Consider the following 24,262-nt stretch of genomic DNA (forward strand, 5'->3'; position numbering starts at 1 on the left):
GGCGCTTCTTAATCATCCGAGTACTATTTGCCAACCAAGGTTTCTAATTCTAATGCTTTTACGTCTTGCCAGTCCTCGTTCGACGCTGCCATAATGCCCTTGAAATTCACCGCTTCGAGTAGCCTAATTCCCTCTTCACTCAGTTCAAGAGAGGTCAACGCCGCTACTAATCTTTGCCTTGCATCTTCTGGCATTGCTCTTTTTACAGCAAATGCATGTGGTGTATAACCTTTTGTCGTCCAGAGAATGTCGAGTTGTGATTTAATTTTAGGATCGGCGTTGTTGAAAGTACGCATGACACCGCCCCCCGCTTTGACAAATCCTCTCGACACGTTGAGATAAACGGAGTCATGGGAAGATACATATCTTGGCGTAAATTCAATACCTTGCTTCGCCAATTCACCTCGGGGCAAAATGCTCGCAGCGAATGCAGCAGGAGCCGGAAAAGCAAGTGTCTCTCCTCGCAACTGCAATAAGTCAGTAATACCCGCTCCCTTTTTAACCACGATGATCCCTTTTATCATTTTATCTCTTTGCTTGGCGATAGCTTGATAACCTGCCCGCTCATTAAATACAACAAAGTGATAGGGATTCATGTATGCCACATCATACTCTTGCTGCAGCACGCGGGCTTCAAAGGTCGGTATATCTTTAGCGGTTTTAAACGTGTAGTTATCTCCGGTTTTATCACTGAGATAATCGAGAATAGGCTGCCAATTTTTGGCTAACTTATTTGCAGACTGCTGGGGCACGAAGGCGAAGGTATAATCACCGCTCAAACAGTGAGCGGGAAATAGAATGAGGCTCATTAGCAGGATTTTTATCATCGCGTCACCACCTAGCAATAAACACTTTTCGAATAAGGACTTAAGCTTCACAAAAGTATAGATCAATATCAGAAAACGGCTTATGTGCTAATTTGATAAAAGTGCATGTCCTTTATCTTGTCCTTTATCTTGTCTTTATCTTTCCCTTATTATCTTTCCCTGTCCTTATTATCTCTATTGACCTTGATATTTTGTAACGCGTTCGCCAGCCAATAGGTAAACTGATGAACAATCTCCGTACTCTTGCGATGAGTCGTTTGTCTGAGCCAATAGCCATACCCCTCAAATTCTTCAATCGTCGTGTTTTTACTTAACCACCCTTGTATAACTGCTGACTCCGTTAATACATCGCTCAATAATGCCAGTCCTTGCCCAGCCACAGCCGCCTGTAAGACAAAGTGTTCTTGTTCAAAGTAACGCAATTCATAATGACTTTCATCGATGTGATCTCGCCAAGGAATATTTTCAAGCCCCGTTTCGTCTTGCCAATGGGTAAGAAATAGTACAGGTTTACCTTGGTCTTGCACCCGATAATTTGGACTAGCATAAAGCCCTATTTTCTCGGTAATAAGATGGGTTTCATTGGAATTCGGATCCGCTTTGCCATAACGCAGGGCGATATCAATATGTTTCTCTTTATTTAAATCAATTAGCTGATCGCTCGCGCAAATTGTGACGGTTTGATTTGGAAAAGCGCAATTGATAGCGGTCATATTTGGAGCAAGCCAAAGTGCAGCAAACGAATTACAACATGAAATAAGCAAATCGTTCTTTGTCTCGGTAAACTCAATGAACGCATTATCAAGCATATTGAGTGAATCAATACACACCTTTGCCAGTGCCTGTCCTTGCACAGTTAATTGCACTGCTCGCGTTTTCCGCTCAAAAAGCTGAACTCTTAACTGTGATTCCAGCGACTTTATCTGATGTGACACCGCCGTAGGCGTAACATTAAGTACCCGCGCCGCATCTTTAAAACTCAAGTAGTGCGCAGCAACCGCAAAGGTTTTTATATTATTCAAAGACGGTAAATGTGAGAACATACCAAACCTATAAGTTAGTTTATCTCATTTATGCGTAGATTCTTCTCAGTTGTCACACGGCTTTTGTAAGCACAAAATAAAACACACCAAACAACTGGAGAAAGCCATGAAAAACATTCTATACATAAGCAGCAGTGCAAGAAAGTATCGCGAGACAAATTCGCAGCATCAGTCAATTAGCCGGATGTTAGGTGAGCGATTCTTGACGGAGCTTAGTCGCTCCATACATGAAGTAGAAATCACCCACCGCGACTTATCAGTGAAACAACCTGCATTTATTGACGAAACATTTATCACAGCTGCATTTGCTAAAGAAGCTTTGAGTGAAGAGCAGCGCTTAGTACTTGCTGAGTCTGACGACATTATCAACGAAGTGACGAATGCCGATATTATCGTGATCGCAAGCCCTATGTATAACTACGGCATGCCCGCCGTGCTAAAGGCTTGGTTTGATATGGCGATCCGAGTTAATAAAACCTTTAGCTTTGATTTGGCACGAGGTGATAAACCACTTGAGCCAATTTTATCAGGTAAAACACTTGTGTTGCTGGCGTCTTGGGGAGAGTTTGCATTTAAAAAGGGGGAGTCACAATATCATTTTAATCATCTAAGTAGCCATATCGAGCAACTGGCTCCCTATTTAGGTGCTGAAGACTTTTATGAAATCGCATCTGAGTATCAAGAGTTTGGCGACCAGAGGCACATAGACTCAAAACAATGTGCTATTGATGAAGTACACAAACTAGCACAAATACTTAGCGCTAGGTAAGATAACAAGTGAGCGTATTACGCTCACTATATTCTCATGTAGCTTACTGCTTGTAGTGATAGGTAATCTTACTTTGTAGATGTTTAGGTTCAATATTTATAGGGCGATAAAGCTGGATAGTACCGACAAGCTTCGCACCATCACTAACTGTAAGCGTTGGTAAATCATCCTCAAGCTTAGAAGTAATATATCCTGCCTGACGGTAAATCACATCGCCTTGAATGGTAGCACCACTGGCAATCGTAATATCTCCGCTCGCGTTGATTACGTTTCCTTCAAGCACAGCGGACTCACCAACTTCAATATTACCATTGGTAACTTGAATGCTCCCATACACGCGCGCTTTTTCCATCAGCATAATATTGCCATTATCAACACTAAGCGACTGTGCTTCACTATGCTTATCAAGCAGAATATTACCGTTGGTCACTTCTGCTGATTTAACTTTGGCCCTTTCAGCTAACGTAATATTGCCATTTTGGAGGGATAAGTTCCCGGCTCTTTTACCACTTGCCACATCAATATTTCCAGCAAAATGGCTTAGATCTTCACCATGAGTAGCGTGGAGGTTACCCACAGAGCATCCGACTAAGTTTAAAGTAAACGCAAGCGCGAGTGGGTATTGATAACGTTTGTTGGTCATTATCTTTTCTTCTTGTTATTGGCTAATAGAGCAAAGTAATACGTCGTTCTAATTGCTGTGTAACTATCTTGAGCCTGCTAAGCAAATTTCGCGTAACATTAGCATTCAAACCGAACTCAAGAGAGGTTAGATGCAAATAGAAGTTTACTTCGATAGAAGCCTACTCAGAGTGCTCTGGGTAGGCTCAAAGTGTAATGACTATGCGTTCAAAACAGCAAGTAGTCTATCTTTCGAAGTAACTAAATCGACTTTGTCAGCTTCAGCTAGATAACTGATAAGGTAAGTCTCAAGACTACTTTCTTCACCTTGCAGTTTTGCATCGAGCATAGCGACTTGCTCAGACATTCTCTCGCTTTGCAATGCTTCTGGTGATGACTGATTCGTTAAAATCTCAAGTCTCAACAGCAACTGGGCGGCGTTTAGCGAGGTTTTGTTACTACCTTGCCAAGAGCTTGGAATGTCACCGTCAGTGTCTACCGCTTCCACCAGTTCATTGAACTTTTCGCGACGCTGTGATGAAAACAGATCGTCTAACTTCGACTTCACTTGTGACAATAGACGATGCTTTTCTTGCTTCAGTCCTGGCACCACAATAAACGTATTGAGTTCGTCACGAATAGCAACCAGTTCATTCTGAGTTACCGCTTCAATGACTCTGTTGTCGAACTCTGCTAGCAACTGACGCTGCTCGGCTTCCAGCGACTTCTCTTGCGCTTTTTGCTCTGCATATTGCGCACTGCGCTTTTCAAACACGGCATCATTATGGGCACGAAATGCTTTCCACAAAGTATGCTCTTGCTTGGCACCAGCAAAACCAATTTGTTGCCACTGTTTTTGCAATGATTTCAGTAAGTCACAAGCAGCAGCTAAATCTTCAGCCTCTAGCTGCTGCTGTGCAGTTTCAACTAACTTTGCCTTTTCAACGGCATTGGCTTGATGGAAGGCTTTAAGTTTCTCGTAAACCGCTTGATGATACTCACGGTAAATCGAGTTCAGCTTTTGATAGACTTTAGCATCCACATTGCCAGCATTTTTCCACGCTTTGGCTAGGCGATTAAATTGTGCTTCCACTTCTCGCCAATCAATATCTTCGTTATCCAAAGCACTAAGCAGCGCTTTCACTTCTTCAATCACCGCTTCACGCGCTACTTTTGCCTGTTCACGCTGAACTTCTTGCTCTGCAAAATAAGCACGACAAGGTACAAACAATAATTCAATTTTTTCATCAAATTGAGCCGCTTGTGCCTTTTCCTGTTCCGTTTCAACATGACCTAGTTCGTTCCAACGTGTTCTAAGCAGTTTTACTTCCTCAGCACGCGTCACTGGGTCAACGGACTCTTCAGCCAATTTGGTATCAAGCTCCGCAAGCAGTTCTTCGCGCTTTGGTGTGGCTGCATACTTCTGCCAATCTTTAAGGTCTTTTAATGCTTGAGATAAGCTTTCATGCTGGTTTTCGAGCTGCTTTTTGTAGCTTGGCGTAAGTAACTCAAACTGCTCAATAAAACCATTAAAAACACCAAATGCCACGTTAAATCGACCTTGGTCAATTAATCGTTGAACATCGCGTGCTTTTTTCTTCGCGATTTTGAGTGCTTTTTCTTGCTCATTTTTAAGCGGTTCAATAGCAGCCATAAACGCTTGACTTGCATCTGAGAGCTCAGCTCTTGCTGACTTATGTAACACCTTAGGCAGTGGATCTAGTGCTTTACGCGCGGCAACGTAGCTGTCTTTTTGCGCTCGCATTTGGGCATCAAGCGCGTCTAATGAAGTAGGTACTGCAACCGCTTTCAACTCTGCTAAAGCGTTATTAAACGTTTCACTGGCAGCGATAAGCGTAGGCAAATCAGCAAGATCACGCTCAATGTTTTGCAGTTTCCGGGTGAACTCGCCAAGCGCTTCAACAGTGACATATTGAGGTGCAGACACCTTACCTTTTAATACTTCACTACGCTTAACGAGTGCGTCGTGTGGTGCAAGGTCTAGTGTTTTACATGCAATCTCTACAGACTTCTCAATGGCTTCAAGTTCAGCGGTTAATTCAGCAACCTCTAACGCTTCATTTTGCTTTTGCATTAGCGCGGCTTGCTGCGCTTGATGTTTAACTTGTAACTCATTGAGATGGCGGTTTAATTTATCTGCTACTTGTTGATACTTCGCATCGAGTGCAGTTACCGTTTCAGCATCTAACCACTTAAGCTCAATGCTTTGCCACTGTGCAAATAACTGCTGTGCTTGCGCGTTCACAATTTCATAATTTTGCTTATCTCTTAGCGCGTTTAACTTGGCAAGCACAACCCGCGTTTGCTCAGCAACTTGAGCGGGCATTTCTTTAGCCAAGCGCTGCTGCTCCAGAGTTCCATTAAGAGAAGTAAGCGCTTCACCTTTGGCTGCTTTTAGGACACTCTTTTCAAGCGAATACTGTGCAATCAGTTCCAACATGGCAACCTGAAGCACTTCATCACCTTCTTTGAACGATTTCTCGATTAACGTGGTGTTCGCAAGGCGCTTAAGAAGCTTAACTTTGTTCGTTAAATCGGTTTCAATTAACGCGACTTTTTCAAGTGTTTTAGCCGGCGCATAGCGTTCAATATATTCTTCACGAATGTTGCTTTGCAGTGCGTTGTCTTGATTAATGACCGCACTCGAAATTTTCTGCTCAGCAAGCTCTTTTAGCTCACTATCTTGCTTGTACACTTTCCACCAAAGGCCAAGGTCATTTACTTTAGTAAGTACCTTTTTTCTGATCTGCGCAGACTCGTCCTCAAGCGCTAGCGTGTGTAGCAAAGTTGCGTCTTTGCTTAAGTCTAACTTGTCCACTGCTTGTGAGCGTACATCAACCTTAGGGTGTTTCCATTTCGGTGTAAAAAGGTGTTTAAAGATCATTTTCACTGAACCTAGCTATTTCATTGTCGGCTTTGAATTCTTGTTGTAATTCGCGTTTGGATTTTTGCACCATTTCACCTTTTTCGTTGATGGTGAACTGCTCGTTGGACTTAGCTACTTTTGCTTGATATAGCATGACCAACTGCACGGTTTGCTCTTTTTGCGCATCACTTAGCGGCGTACCATCAGGCCACCTTCCGGTTGACGCGCCGTATTGCAAACGCTCGAATACTTCAGGGGTAATATTTTGAACTAAGCTATCTACATTCATTACTACTTTTTCTTTTTCAAAATAACGAGGATGACTCGATTAATTAAGTACCAAACCGCACCAATTCCTATAGCGCTTTTGCTTGCGATCATTTCAAACGAGTTAGGTTCAGGCTGCTGCCAATAGATATACAAGAATCCACCTAGTACTAAGATCAGTGCAATAAACGAGTAATTCATTACAGATTGCTGACGTTTTACACGCTTTCTAGAGGCCGCTTTCTCTCTGTCTTCTTGAGAAAAGTCTGCTAAGTTGATTTCACAATGCGGGCAAGACTTATGTTTGGAGGAAATAGATTTACCGCAGCTTGGACACTGTGCTATTGCCATCGTGTTACTTCTCCATAATACAAAAAAGGGCACCTGTGAGGCGCCCTATTCTACTACCTTTGCGAACTCTTGTCCTTAAATGACAAGATAATTTTAATTAAAATTCGCTCACTGTTTGTGTTCTTTGTTGAAATCTTCCCAATATTCTTTAACCGAAGATTTCATCTCTTTTCTTAGCAAGAAAATACCAAATAAGTTAGGTAACGTCATGACGACAATCGCCACTGCCGCCAACTTCCACACCAGTGTCGTATCAGCGAACGACGCCCAGAAGAAACCAGCAACATAAAATACGCGATATGGCATGACTGAACGACTACCAAGAAGATAAATCATCGCGCGGTCGCCATAATATGACCATGCGATTGCTGTAGAAAACGCGAATAGCAACAAACCAATCGAAACGATGTATTTACCATTTTCGCCCAAATAACCTCGGGTAAATGCTTTTGTTGTCAGCTCTGCCGAGTGCACTAAAGAGTAACCTATCACGCTGATGCTATTGTCTGTCGGCAAGCCGTCTTTCACTTCAACTGTCCCTGTGTATTTATGACGCTCTGTAATACCAAAACGTACTTGCTCACCAATAGAACGCGAGTGGATCACGGTAAAGTTCTCTTTGACTGCCTTACCCTGCACGACTTCAATTTCACCATTGAAAGGTTTGACATTGTGCGCTTTTTTACCATTCAAGTAGGCGTACAATGCATCTCGGTCTTGTTGATTCGATTCGTCATATTTACCGTCTAAGATAACCATTGACGAGCGCTCAAAGTGGGTTTCGAACTTTTCAGTCCACACGCCCGATGACAAAATAACTAAGCCCGTCAAAGTACAGATAATGATTGTGTCAATAAACGGTTCAAGAATTGAAACCATACCTTCAGACACAGGCTCATCAGCTTTTGCCGAGGCATGCGCGATTGGTGCTGAACCTTGACCCGCTTCGTTAGAAAACAGACCTCGGTTAACCCCACGGTTGAATGCATACGCAAAAGAAGCCCCTAAGAAACCACCCGCAGCCGCCGAACCCGTGAAGGCATCTGTAAATACAGAAAGGAAAGAAGGAACAATATTCTCAACGTTATAGAAAATAACAGCAAAAGAACCAAGAATATAGATAGCGGCCATTAGTGGTACAACGCGAGATGTGATAGCAGCAATACGCTTGATACCACCCAAAATAACCAGCGCAAGTAAAACCGAAAGCACGGCCCCTGTCGCCATTGGTGCAAAACCAAAGGTCGCTTCCATCCCTTGAGCAATGTTGTTGATTTGCGGCAAACTACCTGTGCCAAATGAGCTAATCACAGTAGCAATGGCGAATAGTACTGCCAGCCATTTCATGTTTAGGCGGCGATCCATATAGTACATAGGACCACCAGCCATGGTGCCATCATCTGTTTGTACTCGGTATTTATGCGATAGCGTGACTTCCACAAATTTTGTTGTCATACCAAAAAATGCCGTCATCCACATCCAAAACAATGCCGCAGGTCCACCAATTGAAATTGCCAACGCCACCCCACCAATATTACCAGTACCAACTGTACCAGAGAGCGCGGTTGCGAGTGCTTGGAAGTGTGTGGTGTCCCCTTCTAGGCCTTTTTTATCATATTTACCGGTAACGACTTTACAAGCATGTTTGAAATATCGGATCTGTGGAAATTTCAGATAGATTGTAAAAAATAAACCTACTCCTAACAATACATACGGGAACCAAGGTGAGCCACCTAACATCCCATCTAAGCTATCTAATAAGCTGCCTAACGCATCCACGAATATTCCCCTTTATTGTTGTTATTACACCCTGTTGAGGTGTTCTACCTTATTTTTTAATATTAATTTGCTTTAAATACTATTTTGTTATTTTTTAATACACAAAAATAAACGGGTAATCGAAATAGCGATTACCCGTCTTTATGTTTATCTTAAGTCGTCAACCACATTTAAGATTGCTGCTAACGTGTCTTGACCAAACTGATAGGAACGTCTGTCTGACCAACCGAAGTATGGATCAGGTAGGTTTGCATTGTCCTTAAACGGCATTTCAACGGTATAAGCTAACGCTTTGAACGCTTCACCTACAGCACATGAAGCCACGGTAAGGTTTGCTTCACCTGGTGCATCTTTATCGTAACCAAATTCATCTTGGAATTCAGGTGTAATAGTTAACAATGCAGCTTTGAAAGAGTCTTCCAAACGTTGTAAGCGTTCATCGTAACTTGGAATACCCTCACTACCCGCAACAAAATTGTAAGGTAGCGCTTCATCACCATGAATATCTAGGTACATGTCTAGCCCAGTTTCATGCATCTTATTTAATACATAATACACTTCCGGCGAGTTCTCAAGTGTTGGCGTTTGCCATTCACGGTTAAGGTTCACGCCTTTTGCATTAGTGCGAAGATGACCGCGAACACTGCCGTCTGGGTTCATATTTGGCACGACATAAAATACCGCTTTCGATAGCAACGCAGCGGCATGAGGATCTTCATCATCCAATAGTTTGTGAAGTAAACCTTCAACAAACCATTCCGCCATCGTTTCACCTGGGTGCTGACGCGCAGTGATCCAAATCTTTTTCTTCTCATCTGACGGCTCACCTATTGTCAGTAAGCTCATATCACGGCCATCAAGTGTTTGACCCAGAGTCTCTACAACGCACGCATCGTGTGCTTGAGCCCAGTACACTAAGTCTAAATGACGCTCATAGCTATAAGGAGCAAAATAAGCAAAATAGGTGTGAGCACATTCCGGCTCAAAATCGATAGTTAATGTACCGTTTTCGTAACGTGTTGGCACACGGAACCAAGTTTGACGATCATAAGATGCAACTGCATGATAATCATCCCAACCTTCAGGGTATGCTGAGTTTAGTAGTTGGTTGATATGAATTTTGTGCTCTAAAAAAGGCGTAGACTCAAGTCTAAAGTGAAACCATTGAAAAAAGTCAGACTCATTGTCTTTATTGATTTCTAGTTGAATATCCGCAGGTGATTCTGCTTTTATCACCTTGATATTACCACTATCGAAATTACTCGTAATGCGCATAGGTTTCCCTAAATAAGTTAAAAACTGGTGTAAATACACTGTTACCATGCTCAATTTTGCGTCAGTCCAGAACAATATTAAACTTCAAAGAGAGGTAATACGCTGACTGCCTTTGCACAAAGTCGAGGTGTAACTTTTTGTTAGCTAATTGTAGCTGACCTATCTTTGCAAGCCTACCACAACCAACTTGTTTCAAAAACTAAAAAAGCCAGCTGGTGCTGGCTTTTTATCGTAAATTTGGTGTTAGCGAGGTAAGCTTGGGAATTTAACTTCCGCCATATCTTGCATTACACGTACAACCTGACAGCTATAACCAAACTCGTTATCGTACCATACGTAAAGTACCACACGGTCACCATCAACGATGGTCGCTGTAGAGTCAACAACACCTGCATAACGGCTACCTACTAGGTCAGTAGATACGATTTCTGTTGATGCTGTGTAGTCAATCTGGTCACGCAGTTCAGAGTAAAGTGAAGACTCACGAAGGAATTCATTTAGCTCTTCAGCAGTGGTTTCTTTACCTAGATTTAGGTTAAGAATAGCCATTGACACGTTTGGTGTTGGTACACGGATAGCGTTACCAGTTAATTTACCAGCAAGCTCTGGAAGTGCTTTAGCAACCGCTTTCGCAGCACCCGTTGAAGTAATAACCATGTTCAATGCCGCACTACGACCACGACGTTCAGCTTTGTGGTAGTTGTCGATCAAGTTTTGGTCATTCGTGTAAGAGTGAACGGTCTCAACGTGACCATTCTTAATACCAAACTTATCGTTGAGTGCTTTTAATACTGGTGTGATTGCGTTAGTTGTACAGCTTGCTGCAGAAACAATCTTGTCTTCAGACTGAATGTCTGAGTTGTTAACACCATAAACGATGTTTTTAATGTCGCCTTTCGCTGGTGCTGTAAGTAACACTTTAGACGCACCGATTGACTTAAGGTGTTTACCTAAACCATCTTCGTCTTTCCATACACCTGTGTTATCAACGATAAGTGCGTTCTCAATACCGTATTTTGTGTAATCCACTTCTTCAGGTGAGTTTGCGTAGATCACCTGAATGTAGTTACCATTTGCTTTAATCGCACCCTTTTCATGGTCTACTGTGATTGAACCATTGAAAGGACCGTGAATTGAGTCACGACGCAATAAGCTTGCACGTTTCTCAAGATCACCATCGCGGCCACCGCGAACAACGATTGCACGTAGGCGTAAATCAGCGTGAGAGCCGCCACGTTCGATAAGTAGGCGTGCTAATAAACGGCCAATGCGACCAAAACCATAAAGAACAACGTCACGAGGTTCTGGACGTGCGCCTTGGTTTAGTAATTCTGCAAGTTCTGCATTTAAAAACTCTTCGATTGAGCGGCCTTCACCTGCATTTTTATAAATGTAGGCATAAGCTAGCTTACCAAGGTCAACACGACCTGGTGCTAATTCCATTTTACTGATCACTTCTAAGAATGGAAAGCTTTCACGAAGACGTAGTTTGCGCTCTTCAAAGCGTGCTACTGTTTTGTGTGCTTTGATAACATCAATGGTGCTTGCACTCACAAGAGGGCGACCGTATACAGAGATTTCAACGCCTTTGTTACGGTATAGACGACCGATTAGGGGTTGCATGCTTTCTGCATAATCTTGACGCTCTTGCCAGCTGTTTTGATATTCTTGCTCGTGAGATAAGGTCATTTTTTCTGCCTAATAAACAATTTTCTTTGAACGGATAGCCCGAATGGGCACGGCTATTCTAATTTAAACTGTGGTGATTCTCCACTGTTACCGAACAATTCATTGCGTTAAACTAGTAAACCATTAGCTCCACCCTGTTTATTCGGGCATAACCCCCTATAATTATAAAAAATGATTGAGGTCAAACTATGGCGTTTAAAAAGTCGCTAGTTTTTGCAGCGTTACTACTAGCTGGTTGCGACGACACCCTAACATTGAACCAAGTGTGTAGCGAAACGCCTGGTTTTTGTGAAGACTTAAATACAGACAGTCACTGTAAAGACGAACGCGCGTCGCTTATCTACGCGCGCTACCATGAATACAAGTCACCGACGGACGATAACAAATATGACTTGTTGCAAAATTTAGAAAGCTATAACCAATGTGTTTCTCGCGCCGCCAAAATTGAGCACATCAAATTAAAAGAAAAAACCACTTCAAGAGTGGAAGGTCATCTCACCGCACTAAAAGAAATGACGCGTATTTACAACGAAACAAAAAACAGTAATCACCCTGGCCTGCTTTACTATCACTGGTCTCGTAACAATGATCGTGCTGCAATGAATAAGCTGCTGAATATGCAGGACGACTCAAGAGTGCAAAACGATCCCGAAATTCAGCTTTTCCTCGCCGAGTTTTACGCCAAAGTGGATGATGATAAAACCGTTGATATTCTCTACCGCGTATTAGAACTGAATAAAAGCGGCCACACCCCTAATCCAGAAGTCTATTCATCTTTAGTCAGTATCTTCTACAAACACGAAAAGTATAAGCACGCATATACTTTTGCCCGAGTGGCTCAGCTTTCTGGGGTTGAAGATATCGATATTATTCCGGTGACAAACCAACTGGCGTCAATGGGAAAAGATTTAGCCAACTTAGATTCCTTGGCAGAAAGGACCTACGAGAGCATTCAAGCCGGGGAGTTTGTCTCTCCACGTGATTTTTGAGCCTTGTTGTAAAAACCAAAACGGGAAGCCGATGCTTCCCGTTTTTGAAAATAATATCAATTTACTTAATTAAGTGGCCTATTTTTCGGCAAGAAAATCTTGTCGATAGCCCGGCAAAAATTTTGCTATTTAGGTTCTAAATGATAAATTTTTAACACAGCTAGCGTCAGATTTAATCCCTCAAATTGAGCAAGTACTAAGTCAAGTTGGTAAAAATCACCACTACTTTGCAAGTGCTACATTAATAAATACTGCGGTCATCAAGACTGGGCAAACAAATCTAACATACTGAGCAAACCAGTAATGTGCACCACGAGATTCCAAGTGAAGCTGATTACCACGCTTCCAGACCCAGCCAACAGTAATAAAGTAGAACAATCCCATCAAAGGTAGCTGATATTGTGTAAAGAGACTAATAACCAATTCAAACAGCCAATCAAAGTTTAGAATGATGGTGCTCGATGCCAATAAGATAACGAGTGTGACTAGCCAAGTCGCTTGTTTACGTTTAAAACCGTGGTTTTCAACCAAAAACGATACCGGAATTTCCGTTGAGGAAATCGTAGAAGTTACCGACGCTATAGACATAAGTACAAAGAAAGTCAGACTAACTAATAATCCCACTTCACCCATATTGGCAAACAGCTCAGGTAAAATAGCAAAAATCAAACGGCCTTCACCGATTAATTTACCATCTTGAAATACTTGGACACCATTTTGCTGCGCAACAAATATTGCAGGGATAATAAGTAAACCGGCTAAAAATGCAACACTGGTGTCTAGCATTGCAACACTAAACGTGAGCTTAGGTAGATTTTCGTTCGGTTTTAAGTACGAACCATAAATCATCATACAGCCAACACCCAATGACAACGAAAAGAACGCCTGCCCCATCGCAGCAATGATCAAATCAGGATCGCTAATTTTTGAAAAGTCCGGTACTAAATACGTTCTAAACCCTTCAGCTGCACCGTCTAATGTCGCCATATAACCAATAAGGCAAAGTAGTAACACCAGTAACAATGGCATTAATCTGCGTGACCAGGCTTCTATGCCTGATTTTACCCCTTTGAGAATAATGCTCGCGGTCAGAATTAACATCAGTGGTGTAAAGATAAAGTTTCTAAGTATCGAATCACCGCTAAGAAACTGGTGTGCGGCATCTAGCTCAGCCATTTGCGCAAGGGGATCAAGTGCATGAGACAACATCCACCCAGCCACAATGGAGTAAAAGCTTAGCATCACAATAGCGCCACCAAGGCCGATATATCCCGCCGCAACCCCTATTTTCGGATTGCCCTCACGCCAGGCTGTTTTAAGTGCTTTTACTGGGTTTGCTTGTGCTTGATGGCCCAAATACAATTCTGTGTACAGAGCAGGCAATGCGAGTAAAAAGATCACCGCAAAATAAACCAGTAAAAATGCGCCGCCACCGTGATTTGCAGCTTGTGTGGGAAATCCCCAAATGTTACCAAGTCCAACAGCAGCACCAGCTGCTGCTAACACAAAGCCAAGGCGGCTTTGAAATCCATCGCGCGTATGAGCCATGTCTGTAATCAATCATTATTTTTGTAGACGGCAGATTATACGTACTTCCGCTGAAAATGCGAGAGGTTCTAAGCGCGCCTCAAAAACTCGAGTTTGGCGCCTCAAGAAAGTCCATTTCTTCCTCTGTTGGATCGCGATTAAGTATTTCGTTTCGATGGGGATAGCGGCCAAATCTATCGATAATTTTTTTGTGCGCGACTTCAAAATCATAATTAGGCAGGTCACGAAAATAATGGTCTGCAGCACGATGTATGATGCGACTTTCACTGTGCATCATCGGCAGGTATAAAAACATCAATTCGGTGTCATTAAGCTGACGGTGATAACCCTTTTCGATGGCATGCTGAGTGAGGCATAGCGCCAGAGGGTCACTGGCAAAAGCTTTAGGAGTATCTCTAAATATATTACGCGAAAACTGATCTAAGATAATGATTTCGCACAGCGCGCCAAGGGGTGTTGCTCTCCAGCTCGAAAGCTCTCCTTGGTGTGCCATTTGGTGCAAAATACCGAAGCGATTTTTTATTATGCGATCAAAGCCCGCAGACTTCTTCCACCAGTCAGATTCAGTGCATTCAACAAACCAGAATTCGTAAACGTCTTTATAATTCATGATGGCACTCCTAGGGAAAACAAACTTCAAGGTCAGCGGACCCTAACCGTTATGAACAAAGTGCCACCCTTACGTCAATAATGCAACTTTTTTATTAGTGCCATTAGGGCAATAAATTTACTTACGCAACCTCTAGTAATTTAGCATGAATTGACTGCACAACCTGATCAGACTCTTGTTGTTCAACTAAGAAGCACAGATTGTGCTTACTTGCACCATGACATATTAATCGAATATTGAACTCTGATAACACATCCATCAAATTCAGTTGGCACTTTTTCAGTTGGATCTCGGAACCGATCATAGCCACTAGAGTAAGGTTGTTTTCCACCGTCACATGACAAAACTCTCCTAGTTCATCCAAACAAGCTTGTTCTAGCTCTGGTCGAGATGCGTTAGGCGCATTATCTAGCGTTAGTGCGACACTAATTTCAGACGTCGTTACCAAGTCAACGGATATATTGTAGTTACTCAATATAGTGAAGATGCGAGCCAAAAAACCGCTCGCAAGAAGCATTTCAGGGCTCTTTAAAGTCAATAATATTTGATTTTTACGTTGTGTCACAGCACGAATTCCCGATTGCGCGGTTTTCTCTTTCTCAATCCAAGTACCACCCGCTTGCGGGTCACGACTTGAACCGACAAATACAGAAATGCCTTTACGGCTAGCTGGCAATATAGTAGCAGGATGTAATACCTTAGCACCAAATGTCGCCATTTCAGCCGCTTCATCAAAACTCAAACGAGGAATGGGTTTAGCTTTAACGCACAACCGAGGGTCAGTACTAAAAATACCAACAACATCGGTCCAAATGTGTACGCTAGACGCATCAATTGCCTCAGCGAGCAACGCGGCACTATAATCAGAACCTCCACGACCCAGCGTGGTTGTTTGGCCGTACTGATCACTACCGATAAAACCTTGTGTCACTTGCACAGATCCGTCAAGCTGCGCTACCAGATTCGTTTGTGCGGCTTCACGCGTAGCTGCAACATTCGGATTCGCTTTGCCAAATTGATTATCTGTTTTAAGCACTTTACGCACATCAAAGCGCGATGCCTGAACTTGGTTATTACGTAATATTTGGGTAAATAAATAAGAAGAAAAACGCTCACCAAAACTCAGCATCTCATCGCATTGCTGTCTGCTAAGCGCAGGTAAACTCGCAAGGCTTTGAAATTCAGTGAATGTTTGTTTATAGCCTTCAGCAAGATCAGCATCCAAAGATACTTGATCGATAATCGCTTGCTGTATGTTTTCAACCGCTGCAACAACTGCTTTGCGTCCGACTTCGTCTTCCTTTTGTTGGGTTAGCGTTACAAGGTGATTGGTTACGCCAGCACATGCACTAACAACGACCACTCGAACATTTGGGTTGTCACGAACAATGTGAGCACAACGAGACATAGCTTCAAAGTCAGCGACACTGGTACCGCCAAATTTGGCTACAACATACTGCGAATTCATTTTCTCTCCTCTCGACTGTTGACACAGTCAAATTTTATAAGGAGAACTCGGCATGGGATTTCTAGAAAGACGAACGCTTGAAATGACCTTTGCCAGAAGCTCTCCACCAATACGGTGACAGTTCCGAGGATTCAGCCTCGTAAACCGAAGAATCGTCGCGACGAGCAACGTTTCTCCTCGGCGAATACTTCCCTCACTAGTGGTCATCGGTCTCGTCACCTCACACTAACTACCTAAGCATCGCGCCTCTTCTGTTTATTTTGCCTTTGTTAATCTGAATAAAAGCAAAATAAAAGCCCGCAATAAATGCGGGCGATAGGAGAAAATTATCTTTTAGCCGTCTAGGTGTCAAGTAATTTATAAAAAAACTTATCCCAAAGGCTAAAAATAACGTCAATTTACGTTAAATAAGCTGACCCGCGAAATATGCGCCACCATATCCAATGGTGTATGCAATGAGTAGATAGACACTCATTTTAAGATAACTCGAGAAGGTCAAGGCTTTTACCTTACTCATTGCAATGATACCCGCCGCAGAACCAATGATTAACATAGAACCACCAACGCCAGTCGCATAAGTAAAGGTTAGCCATTGTGCTGGGGTCATTGTAATGTCTGCTTTTAATAACGCTGCCGTCAATGGCACATTGTCTACCGCAGCACTCATCAAGCCAACCAAGTAGTTTGCGTATTCTGGTGCAAGGTGCAGATATAAGTCGGTAAACTTAGATAATACACCCACCTCTTTCAACGCACCAACCAATAGCAGCACGCCAACAAAGAACAATAAGGTGTCGTATTCGATTTCACGAATATAGTCGATGATTTTCTTGTTGACATCCTTCTTACGCATCAAAAACTGTGCCGTTAAAAACATCAGAGACAAACCAAATAAGAAAGTCAACATCGGCGGTACATGGTATTGAACGCTTAAAAATAACGTTGCAAAAATGGTTGATAAAAAGATAAGCGCAATAGTGATATCGGTTTTTTCAATTCTGCGTAATTCTACCTTTTCAAAGGTGATCTTATCATTCATGCCGATCGACAGCATCGCAGCTAAGATAAATACGCTAAAAATAGAGGGCGCAATTAATAAAAGCAGATCAGGGATCGTTACTTTATCGGCCAGAAATATCATCAAGGTGGTTACATCACCAGTGATCAATGACACCCCTCCAGAGTTGACACTGAAGATGATTAACGTCGCATATCTAATTAGCTTTTTCGGGTCTAACTTCAAAGACATGACTACAGCTAATGAAATAAGCGTCGCGGTAATATTATCCGATATTGACGAAAATACGAATGCAAAAGCACCAACCAAAAACATTAGCTTGCGTTCGCTAATATGGGTTGGCATGATCCGGTGAACAATATTTTGGATAAATCCTTTTGAGTTCAAGTAGGCCACAAACGTCATCGCTGCCATTAAGAACAGCCATAAGGTCGCGATTTCCAAAATGTTATGGTCTAGTTCAATTTGTACAATTTCTGGGCTTTGACCATGAATTGGAGAGATAAAGGCGATAATCCAACATAAAGTACCAAAAAAAAGCGTTGTTTTGGCCTTGTTTACGTGAATAATATCTTCTATAACGATGAGTATAAAAGCGATGGCGATCAGGGTTAGAATAATGGGCGTGACCATAATGCGTAAACAACCTGTAATTAAATGTAACAAGGGGTGGGTTCGTTTTCGCGGCGGATTCTAGCACCATCACAGTCCCCATGCTACGTACGATAAACATTTTGTGACAAATTGATGAAGTAGTGATGTAACTTAACTACTACACACTGGAAAGTTATGATCCCAGCAAAAAAATTATTAAACACGATAAATGAACACTGGAGCGTACTCGAGCTACTTTTTAAACGATTTAAGCTCGCTGATTTCAGTCTAAAAGATGTACAAAACATCCTAAAACAGAAAAATCCCAGCTGGACGAGTGAGCGAATTTATAAAGAAACCAATCGATTACTCCAACAAGAAATTATTATCCCTTTAGCTAAGTCGTCACAGTTAGAAATCAACCGCGCAATCGCCGACTTCGCCAGCTTCCTTTTACAAGAAGAAAGTCTCGGTTTAGCGGAAGAGATCACGGTGCTGGTAAAAGACTTAGAAAGATTAGGTAATCGCATCGCACAAGCCGGTGAAGAGGCTGACTACTCTGAGCTGCGCCGCTTTAGCCGCATTATGGACGAACGCGTTCGTAAGATTGTTAAGCTGTTCGAACATAACGAAAGCGCTATCATGAACTTGGTTGAACAAGCAAAGTCTGACACCTCTACTCTGTCTCTTGGTATGAGATATAAAGCCGTACTGGAAGCTTTTGACGAATATATCGAACCTATGCTGGAAATGGTTGATATTCATGGCCCATTCCAACGCTGTTTTGATCAGATAGAGCTTCAGGTCAGTGAGCAAATTGACGAGATTGAACAATTAGGCCGTGGTGCTGCAGACAAACGTATGCTGGAGCAACTCAGAACACGCATTTTAGATATGCACCTCATTGGTAGAGAAAGCTTGAGCCGCAGCGCCGACCTCCTAATGCCGTTAAGAGAAGAGCTACGCCGCAATACACTCATTACACGCCAAGCTTCCAAAGTCCTTGGGCAAATTAGAAAGCGCGGCGTTGATCGGTTACTCTCACCGGTTCAGCCAGAGTTTGTTTCAGACATTCAACGCTTTAACCTCGGTCAAAAGCGTCACATGGTCGCTTATATGGCAAGTCTCGTTGAGTTTGAGCATGAAGAATATCAGCTACCCGATCACGACGATGTGCCAGCTTATCAAAGCCCTAACATTCCAGATTACAACTCGGTAAAAACGAGATTTCAACAAACCGGTAAAAAGCGCCAGGCACTATTGGGCTTTTTAAGCGATAGCTACCCAGATCTTGAAGCAGACGAAATGCTGTTTCTTTATCAAAAGCTGATCAACGAATCTGACTTGGCACTTAGCCAAGAGCAACAAAAGAGTAAGATCACTATCGCATCGCATACCTTCTCTTTATATCCATTTAGTGCCAAAGCAAAACAAGATTAGCATTATGACGACAATTAATTTAGATATGCTCAACGAGCTCCAAGCCATCAATAAAAAATTGGTGAGCGGGTATCACATCAGTGAGCAAGACACCACTCTTTGGCAAGAATTAGATCAGCAGATAGAAAGCTATCAAGCGCTATTTTCGGCCTTAGGCCATGATTTACAGCACGATGCCCGTGGCTTTTATTATTTGGCAAGCGATGAAAGCACGCCAAATATGGGGAAAATTTCCCGCGCGATTGCCCTAACCATTTATATTTTGATTGAGCACTATGCCAACCAAGGCAAAGATCCGCTTCGCGTACTATTTGATGAAAGCTGCGATCTAGAGCTAATGCAAACCATAGTGCAACTCAATAAGCACCTTTTTGATCAGTTGGAGATTTTTTCGGGCTCAGATCTCAGAAAAGACGTGTTTTTACGTATGGTAAGACTGGGTCTTGCCCGGGAGGTTGAGCAAGGCTTTATGCTACTTGCACCGATTTATCGCTACATTGACGCGCTAATGGAAGTAAACGAAGAACAATATGATATTGAGGACGAGCTATGAGCGAGCAGTTGTACGGCTTAAGTAAACTAGCATTATTAAATACCGCCGGATACGCTAAGTGTGTCATTCCTCTGGATAAAAGCGCGTCAATCTGCGCTCCAAATAACACTGGTAAAAGCTCGGTGATCAATGCGCTGCAGTTTCCACTTATCAACGATTTAAGACTGACTGAATGGGATGGTCACGATTTAGAAGAAACGCGTAAGTTCTACTTCTCTTCTGATCAATCCTATATTTTGCTGGAAGCCAACCTCCCCCACGGCGATGTGGTCATTGGCGTTGCGGGATTGGGTAAAATCGCCGGTTACGCGCACCAGTTTTTTTGCTATCAAGGCAAATTGAACCTCGATGATTACACCCAAGGTAAAAGTATCATCAAGTACACTAAGCTCTTTAATCACTTACAGGAAAAACAACTTAAGCCTGTAGAGCTAAAAGCACAAGAACTTAATGCCCTACTCACAGGTGGCGCCACACCATTTGATGGTGATATCAACCTGAAGATGATCCCACTGAATAATGTCCAAGATGCGCCTGTATACAAAGAAATATTCCGTCGTATTCTGAATCTGCATAAACTCGGCGCGCAAGACGTAAAACGCTTTATGCTCAAGGTGTTCGAACGCCATATGTCGAACTCGAAAGTCGACTTTTATGAAGTCTGGCGTCGCGCTTTTGATAAGGTCAACCGTGCGCGCCGTGAGCTGAATGCGCTGGAGTCGATGCAAGAGCCAATTTCAGCCCTTGAGAAAATGCTTGAAAATGAGGCGGTATTAAAAGGTAAATTAGCGGCTTACGCCCCGAAACTCGATTTAGCTTTGGTTGAATATGATAACTATCACAACGAGCAAATTGCAGAGCTGGCAACACAGCTAGAAGACATAGAAGCCGAAAAGCGCGAATTTGAGTCTAAGCAGCAGCTGTACGTCCAACAGTCTCGTGATATCGAGCGTAAGCAAACCCAAATCGAGCAATGGTTTACCGACTTCCACGCGTTAAAACGTGAATTTGAACTAACTAATCATGCAACGCTTAAAACCAATTTAACGCTGTTGAAAAAGGAATATGAGCAACTTTCCTTCTCTATTAATAGTGCACAGGGGCAAAGTCTCCATACCCTTGATTTTCGCATCAACGAAACACAAAAGCAGATTAAGAGTTTAAAACTGCAACTCAAGAACCTTGAGTTCAACCTGTTTACTCGTATGCGTGAAGATCTTTCTTTAAAAGAAGTGGAAGAGATCTCGCGGATCTTGAATCCAGATTTGTTATCGTTTTCAACCACCTCTCAAGGTGAAATTGATATCACTGACGAAGATGCCTTTGGCGCATTTTTAGAGTCGCTATCTAAGTCTGTTCAAGGTGGTGAGCTTAAAGTTCCAGGCGCTACCGTTAAGTTGAAAAAACTAAGTCCAGTGCAAATGCAAAGCGGTGAAAACAAAGCCCAACTGCAAGCACAGCTGGAGTCATTACAACAATCACTTAGCGACTTGAAGCAACAGCGTGAAGTTGCAGCAAACGTCGCTGAAAAGCAAAAAGAGCGTGATGCGCTTTATGATGAACTCATGGCTACCGAAGCGGCCATGAAGCGCTTTGAGCAATATCAAACTATGTTGCAATCTGTTGATGCTCAACAAGCACTAAAAGAGCAACTCGAAATGGAACGAGAGCAAGTTGATGAATATTTGCATGATATTCAACGTAATGCTGGTTCGATTTCAGACCGCCGCTCTATCATTAAAAGCAAACAAGACTTGTTGGTGCGCCAAGCCGACCGCCTCAAGCAAGTGAAGTCAGAACGTATCGACCACACACTAGACCTATACTCGGGTAAGCTGGCACCGTACGAAATCGAAATTAACCTAGATTTTGATAACCTCTCTGAAGTGATCCACCAGTTTAATAAAGATTGTAATGAGCTAAGAAACTTAGACGTTAATGTGCGTAATACCTACTTGCATATCTACAATGCTGGGATCACTAAGTTTGAAAACGAGTCAGACGTTACTATTAAGTACCAAAAGCTGATCAGCGCGTATCATAACTTAGATAACGAACGAGATGCCGTCGATAAACAAGCACGAGTGGCGCTCACTGAAGTGGCCGCAACCATTAAAGGACTGCGTCAAGATTTAGACCGCTTACGCCGAGAGATGAACAGCTTTAACAAAGGCATAAGCCAGCATCGTATCTCTAACTTGCAGGCATTCAAAATCAATGTCATCCCTCGTAAGATGCTAGTTGATAGCATAGATACCATTATCAGCACTTCGGATTTATACGAAAAAGGCGAAAGCTTAGACTTACTGAGCGAGCAGCCTAGTTCAGAGAAATCTGTTAATGAGGCGAAAGACCACATTATCAAACTTGCAAGTGATAAAGCGGGATTGACGTTAACCGATCTCTTTGACATTCGCTTTGAAGTGGTCAACCGCGCAGGTGATACTGAGCACTTTGATAAAATTGACTCGGCCGGCTCAAACGGTACGCGGATCACCATCAAGCTTTTATGTGGCATGCTATTTATTCGCTACCTATTATCTGATCAAGAGCAAGCGATGTATCGTATCCCAATTTACATCGATGAAGCCGCGGATATCGACCCACAAAACCAAAAGGCCATTATCGAAACCGCACTAAGCTTTGGGTTTGTGCCAATTTTTGCATCGGTGAAACCACAGATCAGCTGTGACTACTTGGTGCCGATCCGCAGTGTCGCGCAAGGTAGTCAGAATTGGGTGGATGAAAAAGACTGGATAGAGGTGGAACATTAATCCCAAGTTAATGTCATAGACACAATGATTAAAGGATGCTTGTCTCTACCATTTAACGCCTTAACACGTTAAGGTAGAGCAAACATCCGACTAAGGAGTAAAGACACATGTTTAAGAATATTGTTATCGCCACTTTGGTGCTGATGTTAGCGGCCTGCGCCAAAACCCCTGATTGGGATTATGATAAGTCTGTACAATTCGCTAACTATAAAACCTATGCTTGGTCACCCGAAGCGGACCTAAAAAATAATGGTCGTGAATACCAAGTCAATGACTTAATGGAAAAGCGGATCCGCAGTGCAATTCAAAACGAAATGAGCAAACAAGGTTTCACCCTCACCGATCCGCAATCGGCCGACTTACTGGTTAACTATCACGCATCAGTTGATACAAAAATTGAATCTGACTCACTTCACACCACGTATGGTGCGCGTTGGAACTACTGGGGTATTGGTTGGCAAACACAGACCACAACACGTGAATACGAAGTGGGCACGCTTGTACTCGATATGATAGACAAAGCGTCTAACCAGCTAGTTTGGCGCGGTGCAAAAGAAGGTCGCTTACGTAGCAACCAATCACCAGATCAAAGAACAGCGTCAATTAACAAAACCATTTCAGAATTGCTGGCTAACTTCCCACCACAGCCACAACACTAAGCGAAAACCGGATCAAGCCTTGGCTTGATCCGAATTCCTCATCTTTATTTTGAAGATAAACAGTCTTAAGGTGAATAAGTCTTAATTTTATCTGTCAGGGCTTAATTAAATCCGACTTTCGCATAAGTGCCAAACTCAGCTGTAACTCCACCCAATTTAGTACAGCTATTTCATAGAATTTTATGCAGCCTCTAGATAGCCAATCGGTGTCATATCACCTAGTGAATCATGAAGTCGCTCATAATTATAAATATCTAACCACTCATCTGTGATTTCACGTACCTCTTGAAGTGACTCAAACAAGTATAAATCTAGCACTTCTTCACGGTAACTCCGATTAAACCTTTCAACAAAACCATTTTGGTAGTAACCGTCGCCTAAACCACACCTAGCAGCAGGATGTTATCAACTTATAAAGTAAAGCTCTGATCTCAATTCGGAGTGGAACATGCCTAAACACAAGACCGCGCAGCAATGGCTGCAACTTTTCGAACAGCAGGAGCTTAGTGGCTTGTCTATCACTGATTTTTGCCAGCAGCACAACCTCAGTACAAAATCCTTCTATTATCATCGCGCTAAGCATCATAAGAAAAAAGCGCCTCAGAAACCTCAGTCTTCCTTTGTGGCTGCTCAGCCTGCTGTGCCAGCGCCCGTCTCCCAGCCTCCACTGTTGCAACTCAAACATGGCCAGAGCACGGTATTGCTGCCATCAACAACAGATACCCTTTGGCTCGCAGCACTGCTGAAGGCATTGTCATGATCTGCTGGCAAAATAAAGTGGTTTACTTACATCGCCAGCCGGTCGACTTTCGTAAATCCATCAATGGACTTGCGGCGATTGTTGAGCAAGCAATGGCAACGTCCGCAATGACGGGTAACGTCTTTGCCTTTTGCAATAAAAGTAAGGACAAGCTGAAGGTGCTTTATTGGGATAAAACCGGTTTTGCACTGTGGTACAAACGCCTCGAAAAAGACAAGTTTAAATGGCCAGACAAAGAAGACGATGACGTCATTACGCTGACTGCCGAGCAGTGGCAATGGCTACTGTCAGGCTTGTCCGTCATTGCTCATAAGCCACTCAGTTATGGTTATAACGTATGA

General features: G+C 42.8%; 21 protein-coding genes, 1 pseudogene and 1 riboswitch. Of the genes and pseudogenes, 8 read left to right on the forward strand and 14 right to left on the reverse strand.

The window, feature by feature from the left end:
• Nucleotides 1-23: 23 nt before the first annotated feature.
• On the reverse strand, nt 24-827 hold the full coding sequence (locus B1L02_RS09425) for a PhnD/SsuA/transferrin family substrate-binding protein (protein WP_088530825.1): 804 nt from the start codon (nt 825-827) through the stop codon (nt 24-26).
• Nucleotides 828-976: 149 nt separating this feature from the next.
• The gene (locus B1L02_RS09430) at nt 977-1,870 is read right to left on the reverse strand and encodes a LysR family transcriptional regulator (protein WP_088530826.1); all 894 of its coding nucleotides are present in this window, start codon (nt 1,868-1,870) and stop codon (nt 977-979) included.
• A gap of 106 nt (nt 1,871-1,976) precedes the next feature.
• On the opposite strand from B1L02_RS09430, the gene B1L02_RS09435 reads away from it, so the two are divergent.
• Nucleotides 1,977-2,639 (forward strand): FMN-dependent NADH-azoreductase, encoded by a 663-nt coding sequence (locus B1L02_RS09435; RefSeq protein WP_088530827.1) that lies wholly within the window; start codon nt 1,977-1,979, stop codon nt 2,637-2,639.
• Nucleotides 2,640-2,682: 43 nt separating this feature from the next.
• Here the strand turns inward: B1L02_RS09435 and B1L02_RS09440 are convergent, their stop codons facing one another.
• From B1L02_RS09440 to B1L02_RS09470, 7 genes are all read right to left on the reverse strand, one after another.
• Nucleotides 2,683-3,282, reverse strand: a complete 600-nt coding sequence (locus B1L02_RS09440) for a polymer-forming cytoskeletal protein (RefSeq protein WP_088530828.1) — start codon at nt 3,280-3,282, stop codon at nt 2,683-2,685.
• Between the two features lie 198 nt (nt 3,283-3,480).
• A complete protein-coding gene (locus tag B1L02_RS09445) occupies nt 3,481-6,165 on the reverse strand; it encodes a DUF349 domain-containing protein (RefSeq protein WP_088530829.1) in 2,685 nt (894 codons plus the stop codon).
• Nucleotides 6,155-6,436 (reverse strand): YeaC family protein, encoded by a 282-nt coding sequence (locus tag B1L02_RS09450; RefSeq protein WP_088530830.1) that lies wholly within the window; start codon nt 6,434-6,436, stop codon nt 6,155-6,157. The genes B1L02_RS09445 and B1L02_RS09450 overlap by 11 nt, the downstream gene beginning before the upstream one ends.
• A 2-nt stretch (nt 6,437-6,438) precedes the next feature.
• The gene (locus tag B1L02_RS09455; protein ID WP_088530831.1) at nt 6,439-6,765 is read right to left on the reverse strand and encodes a hypothetical protein; all 327 of its coding nucleotides are present in this window, start codon (nt 6,763-6,765) and stop codon (nt 6,439-6,441) included.
• 108 nt (nt 6,766-6,873) lie between these two features.
• Nucleotides 6,874-8,544, reverse strand: coding sequence for an alanine/glycine:cation symporter family protein (locus tag B1L02_RS09460; RefSeq protein WP_088530832.1), 1,671 nt, complete (start codon nt 8,542-8,544; stop codon nt 6,874-6,876).
• Nucleotides 8,545-8,691: 147 nt separating this feature from the next.
• A complete protein-coding gene (locus tag B1L02_RS09465) occupies nt 8,692-9,819 on the reverse strand; it encodes a M14 family metallopeptidase (protein WP_088530833.1) in 1,128 nt (375 codons plus the stop codon).
• A 243-nt stretch (nt 9,820-10,062) separates the two neighbouring features.
• Nucleotides 10,063-11,508, reverse strand: a complete 1,446-nt coding sequence (locus tag B1L02_RS09470; RefSeq protein ID WP_088530834.1) for a glyceraldehyde-3-phosphate dehydrogenase — start codon at nt 11,506-11,508, stop codon at nt 10,063-10,065.
• Nucleotides 11,509-11,696: 188 nt separating this feature from the next.
• Here B1L02_RS09470 and B1L02_RS09475 point away from each other — a divergent pair, with 188 nt between their 5' ends.
• The gene (locus B1L02_RS09475; RefSeq protein WP_088530835.1) at nt 11,697-12,497 is read left to right on the forward strand and encodes a DUF2989 domain-containing protein; all 801 of its coding nucleotides are present in this window, start codon (nt 11,697-11,699) and stop codon (nt 12,495-12,497) included.
• A 222-nt stretch (nt 12,498-12,719) separates the two neighbouring features.
• Here the strand turns inward: B1L02_RS09475 and B1L02_RS09480 are convergent, their stop codons facing one another.
• From B1L02_RS09480 to nhaD, 4 genes are all read right to left on the reverse strand, one after another.
• Nucleotides 12,720-14,045, reverse strand: coding sequence for a sodium-dependent transporter (locus tag B1L02_RS09480; RefSeq protein WP_088530836.1), 1,326 nt, complete (start codon nt 14,043-14,045; stop codon nt 12,720-12,722).
• Between the two features lie 79 nt (nt 14,046-14,124).
• A complete protein-coding gene (locus tag B1L02_RS09485) occupies nt 14,125-14,655 on the reverse strand; it encodes a DUF924 family protein (RefSeq protein WP_088530837.1) in 531 nt (176 codons plus the stop codon).
• Between the two features lie 121 nt (nt 14,656-14,776).
• A complete protein-coding gene (gene lysC / locus B1L02_RS09490; RefSeq protein ID WP_088530838.1) occupies nt 14,777-16,123 on the reverse strand; it encodes a lysine-sensitive aspartokinase 3 in 1,347 nt (448 codons plus the stop codon).
• A gap of 88 nt (nt 16,124-16,211) precedes the next feature.
• Nucleotides 16,212-16,382: riboswitch (Lysine riboswitch) on the reverse strand.
• A 144-nt stretch (nt 16,383-16,526) separates the two neighbouring features.
• The gene (gene nhaD / locus B1L02_RS09495) at nt 16,527-17,774 is read right to left on the reverse strand and encodes a sodium:proton antiporter NhaD (RefSeq protein WP_088530839.1); all 1,248 of its coding nucleotides are present in this window, start codon (nt 17,772-17,774) and stop codon (nt 16,527-16,529) included.
• Nucleotides 17,775-17,930: 156 nt separating this feature from the next.
• Here nhaD and B1L02_RS09500 point away from each other — a divergent pair, with 156 nt between their 5' ends.
• The 4 genes from B1L02_RS09500 (at nt 17,931) to B1L02_RS09515 (ending at nt 23,161) form a co-directional block, all read left to right on the forward strand.
• Nucleotides 17,931-19,175: a hypothetical protein gene (locus B1L02_RS09500; protein ID WP_088530840.1), complete on the forward strand. Its 1,245-nt coding sequence runs from the start codon at nt 17,931-17,933 to the stop codon at nt 19,173-19,175.
• 4 nt (nt 19,176-19,179) lie between these two features.
• Nucleotides 19,180-19,728: a condensin complex protein MksE gene (locus B1L02_RS09505; RefSeq protein WP_088530841.1), complete on the forward strand. Its 549-nt coding sequence runs from the start codon at nt 19,180-19,182 to the stop codon at nt 19,726-19,728.
• On the forward strand, nt 19,725-22,502 hold the full coding sequence (locus B1L02_RS09510) for an ATPase (protein ID WP_088530842.1): 2,778 nt from the start codon (nt 19,725-19,727) through the stop codon (nt 22,500-22,502). Before B1L02_RS09505 ends, B1L02_RS09510 begins: the two co-directional genes overlap by 4 nt.
• Before the next feature lie 107 nt (nt 22,503-22,609).
• The gene (locus tag B1L02_RS09515; RefSeq protein WP_010371911.1) at nt 22,610-23,161 is read left to right on the forward strand and encodes a DUF4136 domain-containing protein; all 552 of its coding nucleotides are present in this window, start codon (nt 22,610-22,612) and stop codon (nt 23,159-23,161) included.
• A 180-nt stretch (nt 23,162-23,341) separates the two neighbouring features.
• Here the strand turns inward: B1L02_RS09515 and B1L02_RS09520 are convergent.
• Nucleotides 23,342-23,524, reverse strand: a pseudogene (locus B1L02_RS09520) (integrase core domain-containing protein); the annotation flags it as partial.
• A gap of 85 nt (nt 23,525-23,609) precedes the next feature.
• On the opposite strand from B1L02_RS09520, the gene tnpA reads away from it, so the two are divergent.
• Together tnpA and tnpB are read left to right on the forward strand one after the other, a co-directional pair.
• On the forward strand, nt 23,610-23,921 hold the full coding sequence (gene tnpA / locus B1L02_RS09525; RefSeq protein WP_088530844.1) for an IS66 family insertion sequence element accessory protein TnpA: 312 nt from the start codon (nt 23,610-23,612) through the stop codon (nt 23,919-23,921).
• Nucleotides 23,918-24,262 carry an IS66 family insertion sequence element accessory protein TnpB gene (gene tnpB / locus B1L02_RS09530; RefSeq protein WP_088530845.1) on the forward strand — a complete coding sequence of 115 codons (345 nt, stop codon included), beginning with the start codon at nt 23,918-23,920 and terminating at the stop codon, nt 24,260-24,262. Before tnpA ends, tnpB begins: the two co-directional genes overlap by 4 nt.

This window comes from Pseudoalteromonas piscicida (assembly GCF_002208135.1).
In the GTDB taxonomy this organism is placed as follows: Bacteria; Pseudomonadota; Gammaproteobacteria; order Enterobacterales; family Alteromonadaceae; genus Pseudoalteromonas; species Pseudoalteromonas piscicida_A.

What these genes read in the sequence shown, in the direction of transcription:
- B1L02_RS09425 (WP_088530825.1), bottom strand. Translation starts at nt 827, where the DNA reads ATGATAAAAATCCTGCTAATGAGCCTCATTCTATTTCCCGCTCACTGT.
- B1L02_RS09430 (WP_088530826.1), bottom strand. Translation starts at nt 1,870, where the DNA reads ATGTTCTCACATTTACCGTCTTTGAATAATATAAAAACCTTTGCGGTT.
- B1L02_RS09435 (WP_088530827.1), top strand. Translation starts at nt 1,977, where the DNA reads ATGAAAAACATTCTATACATAAGCAGCAGTGCAAGAAAGTATCGCGAG.
- B1L02_RS09440 (WP_088530828.1), bottom strand. Translation starts at nt 3,282, where the DNA reads ATGACCAACAAACGTTATCAATACCCACTCGCGCTTGCGTTTACTTTA.
- B1L02_RS09445 (WP_088530829.1), bottom strand. Translation starts at nt 6,165, where the DNA reads ATGATCTTTAAACACCTTTTTACACCGAAATGGAAACACCCTAAGGTT.
- B1L02_RS09450 (WP_088530830.1), bottom strand. Translation starts at nt 6,436, where the DNA reads ATGAATGTAGATAGCTTAGTTCAAAATATTACCCCTGAAGTATTCGAG.
- B1L02_RS09455 (WP_088530831.1), bottom strand. Translation starts at nt 6,765, where the DNA reads ATGGCAATAGCACAGTGTCCAAGCTGCGGTAAATCTATTTCCTCCAAA.
- B1L02_RS09465 (WP_088530833.1), bottom strand. Translation starts at nt 9,819, where the DNA reads ATGCGCATTACGAGTAATTTCGATAGTGGTAATATCAAGGTGATAAAA.
- B1L02_RS09470 (WP_088530834.1), bottom strand. Translation starts at nt 11,508, where the DNA reads ATGACCTTATCTCACGAGCAAGAATATCAAAACAGCTGGCAAGAGCGT.
- B1L02_RS09475 (WP_088530835.1), top strand. Translation starts at nt 11,697, where the DNA reads ATGGCGTTTAAAAAGTCGCTAGTTTTTGCAGCGTTACTACTAGCTGGT.
- B1L02_RS09480 (WP_088530836.1), bottom strand. Translation starts at nt 14,045, where the DNA reads ATGGCTCATACGCGCGATGGATTTCAAAGCCGCCTTGGCTTTGTGTTA.
- B1L02_RS09485 (WP_088530837.1), bottom strand. Translation starts at nt 14,655, where the DNA reads ATGAATTATAAAGACGTTTACGAATTCTGGTTTGTTGAATGCACTGAA.
- lysC (WP_088530838.1), bottom strand. Translation starts at nt 16,123, where the DNA reads ATGAATTCGCAGTATGTTGTAGCCAAATTTGGCGGTACCAGTGTCGCT.
- nhaD (WP_088530839.1), bottom strand. Translation starts at nt 17,774, where the DNA reads ATGGTCACGCCCATTATTCTAACCCTGATCGCCATCGCTTTTATACTC.
- B1L02_RS09500 (WP_088530840.1), top strand. Translation starts at nt 17,931, where the DNA reads ATGATCCCAGCAAAAAAATTATTAAACACGATAAATGAACACTGGAGC.
- B1L02_RS09505 (WP_088530841.1), top strand. Translation starts at nt 19,180, where the DNA reads ATGACGACAATTAATTTAGATATGCTCAACGAGCTCCAAGCCATCAAT.
- B1L02_RS09510 (WP_088530842.1), top strand. Translation starts at nt 19,725, where the DNA reads ATGAGCGAGCAGTTGTACGGCTTAAGTAAACTAGCATTATTAAATACC.
- B1L02_RS09515 (WP_010371911.1), top strand. Translation starts at nt 22,610, where the DNA reads ATGTTTAAGAATATTGTTATCGCCACTTTGGTGCTGATGTTAGCGGCC.
- tnpA (WP_088530844.1), top strand. Translation starts at nt 23,610, where the DNA reads ATGCCTAAACACAAGACCGCGCAGCAATGGCTGCAACTTTTCGAACAG.
- tnpB (WP_088530845.1), top strand. Translation starts at nt 23,918, where the DNA reads ATGATCTGCTGGCAAAATAAAGTGGTTTACTTACATCGCCAGCCGGTC.